14 protein-coding genes are annotated in these 12883 nt (G+C 46.9%); 13 read left to right on the plus strand and 1 reads right to left on the minus strand.

Annotated elements, in window-relative coordinates:
* The 12 genes from AC3WTJ_RS37710 to AC3WTJ_RS37765 all read left to right on the plus strand — a co-directional run bounded on the left by AC3WTJ_RS37710 (position 1) and on the right by AC3WTJ_RS37765 (position 11113).
* Complete coding sequence (locus AC3WTJ_RS37710) at positions 1-1209, plus strand: ABC transporter permease (protein WP_492526881.1); 1209 nt, start codon at positions 1-3, stop codon at positions 1207-1209.
* 25 nt (positions 1210-1234) lie between these two features.
* Positions 1235-2524: a TolC family protein gene (locus AC3WTJ_RS37715; protein WP_492526883.1), complete on the plus strand. Its 1290-nt coding sequence runs from the start codon at positions 1235-1237 to the stop codon at positions 2522-2524.
* A gap of 156 nt (positions 2525-2680) precedes the next feature.
* Complete coding sequence (gene gatC / locus AC3WTJ_RS37720) at positions 2681-2968, plus strand: Asp-tRNA(Asn)/Glu-tRNA(Gln) amidotransferase subunit GatC (protein WP_127458260.1); 288 nt, start codon at positions 2681-2683, stop codon at positions 2966-2968.
* Between the two features lie 28 nt (positions 2969-2996).
* A complete protein-coding gene (gatA, locus tag AC3WTJ_RS37725) occupies positions 2997-4454 on the plus strand; it encodes an Asp-tRNA(Asn)/Glu-tRNA(Gln) amidotransferase subunit GatA (RefSeq protein ID WP_315956235.1) in 1458 nt (485 codons plus the stop codon).
* 33 nt (positions 4455-4487) lie between these two features.
* The gene (gene gatB / locus AC3WTJ_RS37730; RefSeq protein ID WP_492526903.1) at positions 4488-5939 is read left to right on the plus strand and encodes an Asp-tRNA(Asn)/Glu-tRNA(Gln) amidotransferase subunit GatB; all 1452 of its coding nucleotides are present in this window, start codon (positions 4488-4490) and stop codon (positions 5937-5939) included.
* A 57-nt stretch (positions 5940-5996) separates the two neighbouring features.
* Positions 5997-6485, plus strand: a complete 489-nt coding sequence (locus AC3WTJ_RS37735; RefSeq protein WP_492526885.1) for a GNAT family N-acetyltransferase — start codon at positions 5997-5999, stop codon at positions 6483-6485.
* Positions 6486-6500: 15 nt separating this feature from the next.
* Positions 6501-7208, plus strand: a complete 708-nt coding sequence (locus tag AC3WTJ_RS37740; RefSeq protein ID WP_492526887.1) for an MgtC/SapB family protein — start codon at positions 6501-6503, stop codon at positions 7206-7208.
* Positions 7209-7271: 63 nt separating this feature from the next.
* Complete coding sequence (locus AC3WTJ_RS37745) at positions 7272-7874, plus strand: RNA polymerase sigma factor (protein ID WP_492526889.1); 603 nt, start codon at positions 7272-7274, stop codon at positions 7872-7874.
* Positions 7825-8133, plus strand: coding sequence for a hypothetical protein (locus AC3WTJ_RS37750; protein ID WP_492526891.1), 309 nt, complete (start codon positions 7825-7827; stop codon positions 8131-8133). The genes AC3WTJ_RS37745 and AC3WTJ_RS37750 overlap by 50 nt, the downstream gene beginning before the upstream one ends.
* 23 nt (positions 8134-8156) lie before the next feature.
* Positions 8157-8741 carry a hypothetical protein gene (locus AC3WTJ_RS37755; protein ID WP_492526893.1) on the plus strand — a complete coding sequence of 195 codons (585 nt, stop codon included), beginning with the start codon at positions 8157-8159 and terminating at the stop codon, positions 8739-8741.
* A gap of 99 nt (positions 8742-8840) precedes the next feature.
* On the plus strand, positions 8841-9275 hold the full coding sequence (gene perR / locus AC3WTJ_RS37760) for a peroxide-responsive transcriptional repressor PerR (protein ID WP_492526895.1): 435 nt from the start codon (positions 8841-8843) through the stop codon (positions 9273-9275).
* 125 nt (positions 9276-9400) lie between these two features.
* Positions 9401-11113: a glycosyl hydrolase family 18 protein gene (locus AC3WTJ_RS37765; protein WP_492526897.1), complete on the plus strand. Its 1713-nt coding sequence runs from the start codon at positions 9401-9403 to the stop codon at positions 11111-11113.
* Positions 11114-11163: 50 nt separating this feature from the next.
* Here AC3WTJ_RS37765 and AC3WTJ_RS37770 read toward each other — a convergent pair whose 3' ends face one another.
* Positions 11164-11568, minus strand: coding sequence for a YgzB family protein (locus AC3WTJ_RS37770; protein ID WP_127458251.1), 405 nt, complete (start codon positions 11566-11568; stop codon positions 11164-11166).
* A 123-nt stretch (positions 11569-11691) separates the two neighbouring features.
* Here AC3WTJ_RS37770 and AC3WTJ_RS37775 point away from each other — a divergent pair, with 123 nt between their 5' ends.
* A complete protein-coding gene (locus AC3WTJ_RS37775) occupies positions 11692-12561 on the plus strand; it encodes a nucleotidyltransferase-like protein (protein ID WP_492526899.1) in 870 nt (289 codons plus the stop codon).
* The last annotated feature ends 322 nt before the right edge of the window (positions 12562-12883 follow it).

Consider the following 12883-nt stretch of genomic DNA (forward strand, 5'->3'; position numbering starts at 1 on the left):
ATGGATCTTCGGATTGGCAAGCTGATAACGGAAGAATGGATGCACATTCTGAAGGACCGGCGTCTTTTTCTGATCTTGTTCTTCGTTCCGGTCATGTATACCGTGCTCTTCGGATCGATTTATGTCCATCACAAAGTTACGGAAATGGCGACAGTCGTGATAGATGAGGACCAAAGTCCGCTCAGCCGTCAGGTCATTCAAGCTTTTGAGCAGAGTGAATCGTTTGAGATTACGAAGGAATATCACTCGGAAGAGGACGTCAAGCGTGCACTGGAGACGGGGGAAGCGAAAGTAGGATTAGTTATTCCTTCGAATTTTGAGGCGAAGCTGAAACATGGCGAAACGCTGCCAATTCTCACGCTAATTGACGGCAGCAACATGATGATTTCGAATTCGGCGACCAAAGGCGCGAACGAAGTGATCACGACATTCAGCATGGGGTACTCCCAGAAAAAGCTGCAGCTGCAGCAGGGACTCCAAAACGAGCAGGTCATGAACACCCTTTCACCGATTCCTTACCGGTATCGGATTATGTATAACTCAACATTTAATTATAGCGATTTTATGCTGTACGGTCTTGTCGGGGCTATTTTGCAGCAAGTGTTATTTCTCGGTATTGCCCTAACGATTACTAGGGAGAAAGATGCGGGTACTTGGCAGCGTTTTGAAGCTTGGAAAAGAAATCCATGGCGCATCGCGTATGCGAAGACAGCTCCATATTTCTTAATTAATCTTTTTAACACATCCGTCACCTTCGTCATTGCTTTGTACGCTTTTGGCGCTCCAATGGGCGGAAGCTTGCTTGTAGGTTTGGCCATTATTCTTAGTTTTACCTTTGCAGTCAGTGGGATCGGCTATCTCATCAGTTTGTTTTCCGGCAATCAACTCGGGGCTACACAAACGGCGATGCTTATTGCTGTGCCATCCTTTATGCTTTCAGGTTTCACGTGGCCGTTCGAGGCAATGCCAAAAGCTCTGCAGGTGTTCGGTCACATGCTGCCTCTCACGTATTTCTTGGACGGCGTGCGCAATGTATTCGTGAAGGGGAACGATTTCTCCGTTATTTCGCATGATTGCGTTGCGCTTATCCTAACCGGAGCTTTGACCTATTTCATCGCCATGCTGTTAACGCGATTTGTTGTATTTTCCAAGAAGAAAACATCCGTTCATCAATCTGCGCTGCCGCCCAGCTCCAAACTCACTGCTTAACTACCCAAGGAAGGAAGCGATTTTTTTGAAAAAAACGCTCATAAGTTTCTCGGCAGCTCTGTTACTCCTTTCCAGCTCAGCCTATGTTTACGCGGATTCACTACTAGATCCCGATCAAAATGTTTACGTGAACGGGGACGTCCTAGAGACCGTATCTTCTGTTAATTTGGACTATGTGTTGGATAAAGCGCTGAAAGATTCCCATAACCTCTCCATGCTAACGCTAAAATTTGCCGCCCAAGGCAGCAAAAAGTCCGATCTCGAGCAGCAAATGGATAACATGAGCTCGGCGTCTTTTGCGCCAGGCCACCTGCCAAGCACACCTGAGGAGGTTACCAATACGGGGAATCCGCTGCTGCCAAATCTCACAGAACCTGCCGATATTGCTTGGACCGTCATGCAAAATAATGCGATGAACCAAATGATGCAGGGCATGGGGGCTCTCGCCGGCGGTATGAATGCGATTATTTTCGCTCAACGGTCGCAAATGAGTACGGCTGCGCATCAGTTAGGAACGGATCAGCGCAACTCGCTGCTTCAAAGCGATGAAGCCAAAGCCGGTATTCGCCTGCAGACCATCGCGCAATACGTGCAGCTGCTCGGCCAAAAGAAACAACTCGCTTTCATGCAGGAGTACGAAGGTGTGATGGAGAAAGAGCTGCTGCGCGCAACGCTTCTCTCACAGCAAGGTTTGGCCTCCTCGGAAGATGTGCTGACAGCGCAGAAAGCCATTAATAAACAGAAGGACGATACCGCTATCTTGTTGAACAATTATCGTCTGGGCCTTGTGCAGCTTTCGACGGACATTGGAATTTCCTATGATCCTAATTTAATCCTCCAAGATATCGATTCTTTTTCGGTCCAGCCTATTGCAGAAACGGATACGATGACTTTATTGCAATCTTCTTATCAAATGAAATCCTCCGGCAATAACATTGATGAAGCCGTGTGGGAAACGGATCATACGGTGACCCAGAACACTTACGGTGAAACGTATTTAGGCGTTAATGTGGCGATCAACGGCCAGAAGAATGAGCAAATGCAACTCGACCTGACCAAAAAAATCCAATCTACGTATAACGATGCCAAAAATGCGTATGCCGCAGTCCTTACGGAGCAGCGGAATCTGACTGACGTTCAAGCGGATATGAAAAAAATGAAGTTCCGCTATGAGGCGGGCGTCATCTCCAAGCATGATTTGAACAAGTTTCAGATAAAAGTAGATCAAAATGAAACACTACTAGCCGCAGCCAAACTGAAGTATTATGTACTAAATGAAAAAGCGAAGGCTATGGATACAGGATTCATCCAATAAGTCATTTGCCAAAACTAACCACAGCTCCTTAGCCGCAGCGGTTCTTCGGAACCTCCTCTGCATAGGGACTGTGGTTTTTTCTGGATTGAGTTCACAAATTATCTGGGATATAATGAAAAGAATGACTAAATGCTGATTCAAAGGGGTGTAGAGAACTTGAGCATTACCAGAAAAGATGTCGATCATGTCGCGAAGTTGGCTAGACTCGATTTAAGCGAGAATGAGAAAGAACTATTTACCGGACAGCTTAATGCCATTTTAAAATATGCGGAGCAGTTGAACGGGTTGAATACCGAAGGTATAGCTCCGACGAGCCACGCTATGCCGTTAGTGAATGTGATGCGGGAAGATGTTGTTACGCCGTCGCTGCCGATTGAGAAGGTCATGGCGAACGCTCCCGATCAAGAAGACGGGCAATTTAAAGTTCCGGCTGTTTTAGAATAGAGAACCATATGAAAGGGAGTGCCTGTCGTTGTCTTTGTTTGATCTAAACCTACAACAAATTCACGCGAAGCTTCAAGGCAAAGAGATTACCGTTGCCGATCTCGTGGATCAATCCTATACAAGAATTGGGCAAGTGGAAAGCAAAGTTCGCGCGTTCCTAACATTGGATGAAGAGAACGCGAGACAAGCTGCGGCCAAACTGGACGAGCAGCTCGCAAGTGGTCAAGCACGTGGCGATTTATTCGGCCTTCCCATCGGGATCAAAGATAATATGGTCACCGAAGGTCTGAGAACGACGTGTGCTAGTAAATTCTTGTCGAACTACAATCCGATCTACGATGCGACCGTTGTCAGCAAGCTGAAAGAGGCGCAGACGGTTACCATCGGCAAGCTTAACATGGATGAGTTCGCGATGGGCGGTTCCAACGAGAACTCCGCCTACCACCCAACCCACAATCCGTGGAACACGGATTATGTGCCAGGGGGCTCCAGCGGTGGTTCTGCTGCTGCCGTAGCTGCAGGCGAGGTGTACTTCTCGCTGGGCTCCGACACCGGCGGCTCTATTCGCCAGCCGGCTGCTTACTGCGGTATCGTCGGGCTGAAGCCGACGTATGGCCTTGTGTCCCGCTATGGTCTTGTCGCCTTCGCGTCTTCGCTCGACCAGATCGGGCCGTTGACGAAGAACGTCGAAGACTCCGCCTACCTGCTGCAAGCTATCGCAGGTTATGATGCGAAGGATTCCACGTCTGCGAAAGTGGACATCCCTGACTACCTCAGCGCACTGACCGGAGACGTCAAAGGTCTGCGCATCGGCGTACCGAAAGAATACATGGGCAACGGGATTGACCCTGCGGTGAAAGAGAAAGTCCTCGAAGCGCTTAAAGTGCTTGAAGGTTTAGGTGCCGTATGGGAAGAAGTATCCCTGCCGCATTCCGAATACGCGGTTGCGACCTACTATCTGCTGGCATCTTCCGAAGCTTCGTCGAACCTTGCGCGTTTTGACGGGATTCGTTACGGCGTCCGTTCCGACAACGCCAACAATCTGCTTGACTTGTATCATCTTTCCCGCAGTGAAGGCTTTGGCCCTGAAGTCAAACGCCGGATCATGCTTGGAACTTATGCTTTAAGTTCGGGTTACTATGATGCTTACTATCTGAAAGCACAACAAGTTCGCACATTGATTAAACAAGATTTTGATCAAGTGTTTGAGAAATACGATATCATCATTGGGCCAACGGCGCCGACGCCTGCCTTCAAAATTGGCGAGCAAAGCAATGATCCGCTCACGATGTATCTGAACGATATCATGACCATTCCGGTCAGCTTGGCGGGTATTCCTGCGATTAGCGTACCTTGCGGATTCGTGAATGAACTTCCGGTTGGCTTGCAAGTCATCGGCAAAGCGCTGGATGAAGCTACCCTATTGCGTGTAGCACACGCTTTTGAGCAGCATACAGATCACCATAAGCAGCGCCCGCAATTGTAGGTTCATAGTTCATGAGTAACGAAGGAGGCATTTATTTTGTCGGCAACAGATACCCAATTTGAAACGGTCGTCGGTCTTGAAGTTCACGTAGAGCTTCATACCGCATCCAAAATATTTTGCGGTTGTGCAACCTCATTCGGTGCACCTCCGAATACGAATACCTGTCCCGTTTGTTTGGGACACCCGGGCGTATTGCCCGTGCTGAACCGCCAAGCGGTAGAATATGCCATGAAAGCGGCAATGGCGCTGAATTGCACCATTTCCACTCACAGCAAATTTGACCGTAAAAACTATTTTTACCCGGATTCTCCCGATGCTTACCAAACCTCGCAATACGATCAGCCGATCGGTTTGAACGGTTGGGTCGATATTGAAGTGAATGGCGAGACCAAACGCATTGGCGTGACGCGTGTGCATTTGGAGGAAGATGCGGGCAAGCTGACGCACGTGGATGGCGGATATGCCTCGCTCGTTGACTTGAACCGGGCCGGAACGCCGCTCATCGAAATCGTTTCGGAGCCTGATCTGCGCTCACCGGAGGAAGCTCGCGCTTACCTTGAGAAACTAAGAGCCATCATGATCTACTGCGACGTGTCCGACGTGAAAATGGAGGAAGGCTCGATGCGCTGTGACGCGAACATCTCCTTGCGTCCATTCGGACAGGAGAAGTTCGGCACGAGAGCCGAGCTGAAGAATATGAACTCGTTCCGTGGCGTCCTGAAAGGACTGGAGTACGAGGAATATCGCCAAGCGGACATTCTCCGCAGCGGCGGTGAAGTCGAGCAGGAAACACGTCGCTGGGACGACGGGCAAGGCAAGACCCTTTCGATGCGCGGCAAAGAAGATGCGCACGACTACCGTTACTTCCCGGATCCGGATCTCGTGAGCCTTTATATCGACGATGCTTGGAAAGCAGACGTCAAAGCTACGATTCCTGAGCTGCCGGATGCTCGCAAAGCTAGGTACAGCAGCCAGTTTGGCTTGCCGAACTACGATGCGGAAGTCATCACGTCATCAATGAAGCTGGCTAACTTCTTTGAGGAGAGCCTTAACTATACGCAGGATGCCAAAGCGGTTTCCAACTGGATTATGGGCGATCTGCTCGGTTATTTGAATGCAAACAATCTTGAGCTTGCGGATGTCAAAGTGACGGGCAAGGGTCTAGGTGAGATGATTGGCCTGATCGAAAAAGGCACCATTTCCAACAAGATCGCCAAAACGGTCTTTAAAGAAATGATCGAATCCGGTAAAGAACCACAGAAGATTGTGGAAGAGCAAGGACTCGTTCAAATCAGTGACGAAGGCGCGATTAAAGCTGTTGTCGAGCAGGTTGTAAACAATAGCCCGCAATCGGTTGCCGATTTCAAAGCGGGTAAAGAGAAAGCCGTCGGGTTCTTGGTCGGCCAAGTCATGAAAGAAACCAAAGGCAAAGCAAATCCAGGGCTGGTTAACAAATTAATTCTGGAGTGCCTGAACAGCAAATGATACAGTAAAGTGGTGATCCTTATGGACACCACTTTTTTATTTGAAGGAGGCTTCCGCATGTCTATTGAATCTCTTCCACTACATACGAATGAGGAAATCCTGCATCTGTTAGCGCTTCAAATCGCCTCCTATCGCGTTGAAGCTGAGTTGATTGGCTTCGAAGACATTCCTCCGCTTAAGGACGGCATTCAGTCTATACGCGAGGCTGAGGAGACGTTCTATGGCTATTACGTGCAGGAAGAGAACGAACGTAAGTTGGTTGGCGCGATTTCCTACTCCCGGGAAGGTTGTGTCGTCACGATCTGCCGGATGATGGTTCATCCTCATTTTTTTAGGCGCGGTATTGCTAGAGCGCTTTTGGAACATATACTACAGAAACAAGAAAATAATGGTGTGCATCTTTTTATTGTCTCAACAGGTACGGCCAATCTGCCGGCCACCCAGCTTTATCAAAGTTTTGGTTTTACAGTGAAGCGGGTATTCACAGTTCCTCCGGGCGTGTCACTAACGACCTTTGAGCGACCAGGGGTCATCAGGGAAAAATAGGGAGGCGATCACATCGTGAGCAATCCATGGGTTATTGATCAAGTTCATATCACCATACGGTTAGTCTTGGCGCTATTTCTTGGCGGCTTAATCGGCTTTGAGCGGGAGGTTAGCTCCCATGCTGCAGGGCTTCGCACGCATATTTTGGTCTGTGTAGGTTCCGCTTTAGTCATGCTGCTTTCCATGTATGGGTTCAGCGCTTTTGTGAATGAGGTGAACGTTCGCTTAGATCCGTCGCGTTTGGCGGCGCAGGTCATCAGCGGCATCGGGTTCTTGGGGGCTGGAACGATTATTTTTAACGGAAGGTCCATTACAGGGCTTACGACGGCGGCCTCCCTCTGGGTAGTGGCTGGGATTGGTCTTGCCGTAGGGGCGGGCTTCTACTATCCAGCTGTCTTGGCTTGCTTTATGGTGTTAATATCCTTATGGATTTTGAACAAAGTAGAGCAGAAATTTTTTAACGGGAAAAAAGTTCGCATTCTCAAAATTCAGGCTATTGATCAACCGGGAACGCTCGGCGTGATTACAACTCTTTTAGGGAAACAGAAAGTAGATATTCGCAAAATTACATTGGAAGAACAAGAGAACGAGGACAAGCTGAATCAGGTTCAAATAACGTTTCATGTTACAATACCTAAGCCGTCTATCATCGTCTCCGTACTTGAAGGAATTAATCAGATAGATGGCGTCAGCGGCGTAACGATGGAAAAAGGAAAAAGTTGAAGGGGTTCTCCCATGGAGAGCGTCTAAGGTTATAAGACGAGTTACGGAAGGGGGAGGCAAGGCATGGACAATTTGACGGATGAGCAGCTGATCGACCGGGTCCGTCAAGGTCATTCCGATGCTTATCGTGTGCTGGTAGAACGACACAAAAGTTATATTTACACACTTGTATACCGCATGGTTGGGCATAAGGAAACTGCCGAAGACTTGACCCAGGACGTATTCGTCAAGCTGTTTCGAACCTTATCGCATTTTCGCGGAGAGTCGAAGTTTACGACTTGGCTCTATCGCATGACGACAAATATCGTAACCGATTATCGGCGTTCACAGAAGCGTAAGCCCTATGAAGCTTTGCTTGATAAAATGAAGGGCTGGTTCTCGGACAGCAAGGAACAACCGGAAGAAAGAGCTTTGCTCAAGGATGAGCAGGAGCAGATGCAAGGGCTGTTGTCCGAACTTCCGGACAAGTACAGGCTTATTATGTATCTGTATCATTATAAGCAGCTTTCTTACCAGGAGATGTCCGAGGCGACCGGGCTGCCTGTCAAAACGCTCGAAACGAGATTATACCGGGGAAAAGCGATGCTCAAAGAAAAATGGCTGGAGGTGAATACGCATGAATCCCAGGCAACAAGAAGACATCCGGCTCACGCAGTACCTAAATAAGCTGCTAGATGAGATGCCGCTTAACGAACCAAGCCCCTTGTTGACGGAACGCATCATGCGCGCTGTTCAAGCTGACGAGATCACGGTGCCGCAATCCAATTGGCAGGCATACCGGCGAAAAGCATGGGTAAACGGTCTCGTTGCAACCGCAGCAACCATTCTCCTTTTTCAGCTCGGAATTATTCATAAAATCATGAACATCGATGCAGGCATTATTCAAATTACTTCGTATATCCAACATTTATCTGAGTTATTATGACTAGAAGAACGGAGGCTTTTTACATGGCTATACCCAAAGACGGCTCGCATATTCCCCCGTATTCAACCGACTCCTCTTATCCAAACTATGCGCCTTATTATCCGATTCCCAGGAAGCGCAAATGGGTTGCAGGTGTATTGTCTTTCATCGTTCCAGGAACGGGGCATTTTTACTTAGGTCTCATGCAGCGCGGCTTATTCCTGATGATGCTGCTGATTCTTGATATTTTCATCATTACATCGTTAGCTTCTCAGCATAATACAAGCGTTCCCGCCGTTACCCTTTTTGCTTTGTTCATTCCTGTGATCTACTTCTACAATCTTTTTGATGCGCTTCAAATTACGGATTATGTGAACCGGCGCAATGAACTTGGCGAGTTTGCAGGTTCCTACGACCATGAGTTTCAAGATCCTTTACAGAAGCTGATCAAAGGCACTAACATGGGCGTACTGCTTGTGGTTGCCGGCGTACTCTTTTTCCTTCTCAGCAATAAGCCGCGATGGGTTACGGGACTCTTCGATTTCATGGGCTCTTATGTAGGATCGATTGCCCTCGTTCTTGGAGGTTTAGCTCTGTATGTGATTGATTCCCGTAAAAATAAGCACTGACAAGTTGGCTAAACCGCATAACCATCATTGACAAAAGGGAATGACCACACGTACAATATTATGTAAGGTTTTATTGACTAACAGCGGGTGGTGTGTAACATGGCAGCACAATTAGAACAAGCATTAGCTAAATTGAAAACAACAGGTGTTCGAATGACGCCTCAGCGTCATGCGATTTTATCCTATTTGCTGGACTCCATGACGCATCCGACAGCAGATGATATTTATAAGTCCTTAGAATCCAAATTTCCTAACATGAGCGTAGCGACTGTTTACAATAATCTTAAAGTTTTTATTGAATCGGGACTCGTTCGGGAACTGACTTATGGAGATAGCTCGAGTCGCTTTGATGCGGATATGACAGACCATTACCATGCGGTTTGCGAAGTTTGCGGCAAGATTGCAGACTTTGAATACCCGCCTCTTCATGATATTGAGACAACTGCTGCCAGGCAAACAGGCTTTCAGGTTGGCGGCTACCGGTTAGAGGTTTATGGCGTCTGCCCGGATTGCACAGGGGTTACCAAGCATTAACTTTCGCAGAATTCCTCATTACCTGTTCCTATGTTGTATAATGAAACGTGATCATACCTTCTTGTTGATGGAGAGGGTAAGAGAGCGTTTTTTTCTTTTTATATCGTATATAAGGAAGTGAAATCTTGCAGCAGCGCAGAAGATCGTCGAAGAAAATCCTACTGATCAGTTCACTTATTATCGGGATGTTCGCCGCAGGTGCGGCTTCATTTCTATGGCAGCAGTTCGCTCCGAATCGTACGAAAGTCGAAACCGAATATCACGAATTAAGCAAGCCGATCTTTTATCAAGGGAATTATTATAAGTTAAGCGCAATTGGTGAAAAAGAGGGGCTGAAGCTTCCGCTGGAGCTCATTCAGGAGTGGATCGACCCTTCTATTCTATATGAAAAAAGCAGCGATTCCGTGATCATCACAACCAAAGATAAAGTACTGCGTTTGAAGACAACGGAACTTTCAGCGTTGATGAACGAGAAACCGATCACATTGTCTTTTCCCGTAGAGAAGAAAGGGAGCGACATCTATGTGCCAATAGAGCCGCTGCGCCAACTGTACCCTTTTGAGATCAGAGAATCAGATCAGACAGGCGCCGTACTTTTATTTAAAAAAGGCGAAACCCTCAAATGGGGAAAACGCACGGCCGCTGAAGCCGCGCAGCTGCGCACTTTTGCCTCGATTAAAGCACCTATCGTATCAAGTATTGCCGGAGGAGAGCAGGTCATACTGCTCGGAGAAGAGGAAGAATGGTATCGAGTTCAGCAGGCAAGCGGACCGATTGGATATGTGCGTAAAACGGACATTCAGGTTGATCATGATGAAACCATTCCCGTTCAGGAAGATACATCGTCCTACGTGCCATGGAAGCCGCCTGCGGGTAAATTAAACCTGACATGGGAACATGTCATTAGCAAAAATCCCGATACAACCAAGATAGGTGATATGCCTGGTCTGCAGGTTGTTAGTCCGACTTGGTTCTCGATCTCGGATGGCGAAGGGCGCTTGAAGAACCTGGCCGATGCCTCTTATGTCAAATGGGCGCAAACCCGAAATTATCAGGTTTGGGCGCTATTCAGCAACGGCTTTGATCCTGATGTGACGAATAAAGCCCTATCGACCTACGATAGCCGAATGAAAATCATTAAACAATTGCTTGGCTTTGCTCAAACGTACAAACTGCAGGGCTTCAACATTGATTTCGAAAATGTGTATCTCAAAGATAAAGAAAACCTCGTCCAATTTGTCCGTGAAATGACTCCTTTTATGCATGAACAAGGTTTGGCTGTGTCCATTGATGTAACGCCAAAATCAACCAATGAGATGTGGTCGATGTTTTATGACCGGACTGCGCTGGCCGAGGTAGTTGATTATATGATGGTGATGGCCTATGACGAGTATTGGGCGACCAGTCCCAAATCCGGTTCCGTATCCTCTTTGCCTTGGACGGAAAGCTCCGTAAAGCAGATACTTAATGTGGATAAGGTTCCACCTTCTAAGTTGGTCTTAGGCGTGCCTTTTTATACGCGTCAATGGACGGAAGAAACGAAAAATGGCAAGTTAACGGCCACTTCCAAAACATTAACCATGGAAGCTGCCGCAGCTATTATTAAAGATAAAAAACTAACGCCGACCTATTTGCCGGATACTGGCCAGAATTATGTAGAGTACAAAGACGGCGAGAAGCTCATTCGCATCTGGTTGGAAGATGAAACCTCGATGAAGTCACGGCTTGATCTCGTCAAGAAGTATGATCTGGCAGGAGTGGCCACGTGGAGAAGAGGCTTTGAGCAGTCACCGATGTGGAAAGTCATCCAGGATGGCTTGGTTCCTGCATCACCATAAGAAAAGCCGATCCCCTTTACTAGGGATCGGCTTTTTGCTATTTCGGAGCATCAATGAGGCTTGTGCTCATGATCTCTGTTTGGCTCAAGCGGGATTGCTTGCGCTGCCGCAGTTTCATTCTCAGCAGTAGACTGGTACTGAGGATCAACGGTGAGAATTGTTTTACAGAACATGCAGCGGTCTGTTTTTCCTAGCATTTTAGTTCTTCTTCCGCACTCCGGGCAGTCAAGTGCAATTGCCGAAGTAGAAAGCATGCCGGCCCAGAAGTAAATACCCATACTGACCAGCATGGAGACCATCCCGATGATCATGAAGATGACAGCAACTATTCGGCCTGCTTTTCCCCAGTCAAAGACGACCCCCGCTAATCCTATGATCATTAGCAGCATGCCGCCCATTGTTAAAGCAAGACCCCACAAGCGAAATTCATTAACTTTACTTGATCTGAAACGCACGTGTTGTTCCCCCCATAATTTAGCTATCAGTTTTGTATGATTTGTCACAGAATTCAGCAGGAAACTCCTCTTGCATTGTAGAAATAAGATATAAACAATTGGAGACAGGAGCTTTGGACACCCATGGGAATTGATAAAGAGCAGTTTTTGCTTAAGTTCCGAAATGACAGTCGGATCATTAGTGTCATGGCGGTTGATAATCCTAAGCAACTTCCCTCACTTACAGATGGCTTTGATATACTTCTGCTTATCGTTACGAACGACCTGAGCCTGAACAATCATACTACTAATTATATAAGAGACGATTCTCGGATACAAGAAAGGTGGGTAGATCCCTCCTCCATTGAACAATGGGTACGCCAAGGCCACAACCGCAATATCCTTCATTGGCTGCTAAAAGGGGAGATACTTCTGGATCAGAATACGTATTTAGAAGGACTGCGCCATCGCATACTTGAATTTCCGGCTGACCTGCGTGAACATAAATTGCTTGTCGAGTTCTCTCTTTTTCTGCGTAAATACCTTCAGAGCAAGGAATATATCCTAGATGAGCACTTGCTTGATGCTTATAATAATATTTTGGAAGCCCTGCACCATTGGGCTCGTATTGTCATCATTGAGGATGGCTATCACCCGGAAATTACGGTATGGAGGCAGATTCGTGCAATAAATCCAGGGGTGTACAAACTTTATGAGGAATTGACAATGAGCAAAGAGACATTGAAGCAGCGGGTTCAGCTCGTCTTGCTGGCATGTGAATTTTCGGTTATGTCAAAAATGGAGAGATGCTGCGAGGCGTTTATCCAGATCCTCAGAGAAAATGATAAAGCATTCAGCTCAGATGAACTTCAACAGCATGATCAATTAATTGAAATTAAAACAGAACTTCCTTTATTGCTGAATAAGCTCGTTAAGAAAGGATTGATCAAAGAAGTTGCTGTTCTCATCGATGAAGAAACTTCAGAGATTGAGCTGCGATATACGAGCGTATAATGGGTAAAATCCAAGGAGAATCAGATGTTTATCTGGTTCTTTTTTTATTTTTAATTTATTGCTTGACTTTAAAAGCGTTTCTATGATAAATTAACTCTCGCCGCTAAAAACGGCTCACACGAAAAGCGGAAGCGGTACAAGGTTGCAAGCAAAGCAAGAAAAAAGAAAAATAAAAAAAGCTTGCATCGAATACCCCGGATGTGATATATTATAAAAGTCGCCGCTAAACGGACGACGAAGAAAATGAAAGAAATTGATCTTTGAAAACTGAACAACGAGTGAGTAAGCACAGTCGAGTAATCGACTATAAATGAGATTGTAA

The organism is Paenibacillus sp. FW101-FHT12H11 (assembly GCF_058790355.1).

Bases quoted from the DNA above. Each gene is read 5' to 3' on its own strand.
- AC3WTJ_RS37710 (WP_492526881.1), top strand. From the start codon at position 1: ATGGATCTTCGGATTGGCAAGCTGATAACGGAAGAATGGATGCACATT.
- AC3WTJ_RS37735 (WP_492526885.1), top strand. From the start codon at position 5,997: ATGTCTATTGAATCTCTTCCACTACATACGAATGAGGAAATCCTGCAT.
- AC3WTJ_RS37745 (WP_492526889.1), top strand. From the start codon at position 7,272: ATGGACAATTTGACGGATGAGCAGCTGATCGACCGGGTCCGTCAAGGT.
- AC3WTJ_RS37750 (WP_492526891.1), top strand. From the start codon at position 7,825: ATGAATCCCAGGCAACAAGAAGACATCCGGCTCACGCAGTACCTAAAT.
- AC3WTJ_RS37755 (WP_492526893.1), top strand. From the start codon at position 8,157: ATGGCTATACCCAAAGACGGCTCGCATATTCCCCCGTATTCAACCGAC.
- perR (WP_492526895.1), top strand. From the start codon at position 8,841: ATGGCAGCACAATTAGAACAAGCATTAGCTAAATTGAAAACAACAGGT.
- AC3WTJ_RS37775 (WP_492526899.1), top strand. From the start codon at position 11,692: ATGGGAATTGATAAAGAGCAGTTTTTGCTTAAGTTCCGAAATGACAGT.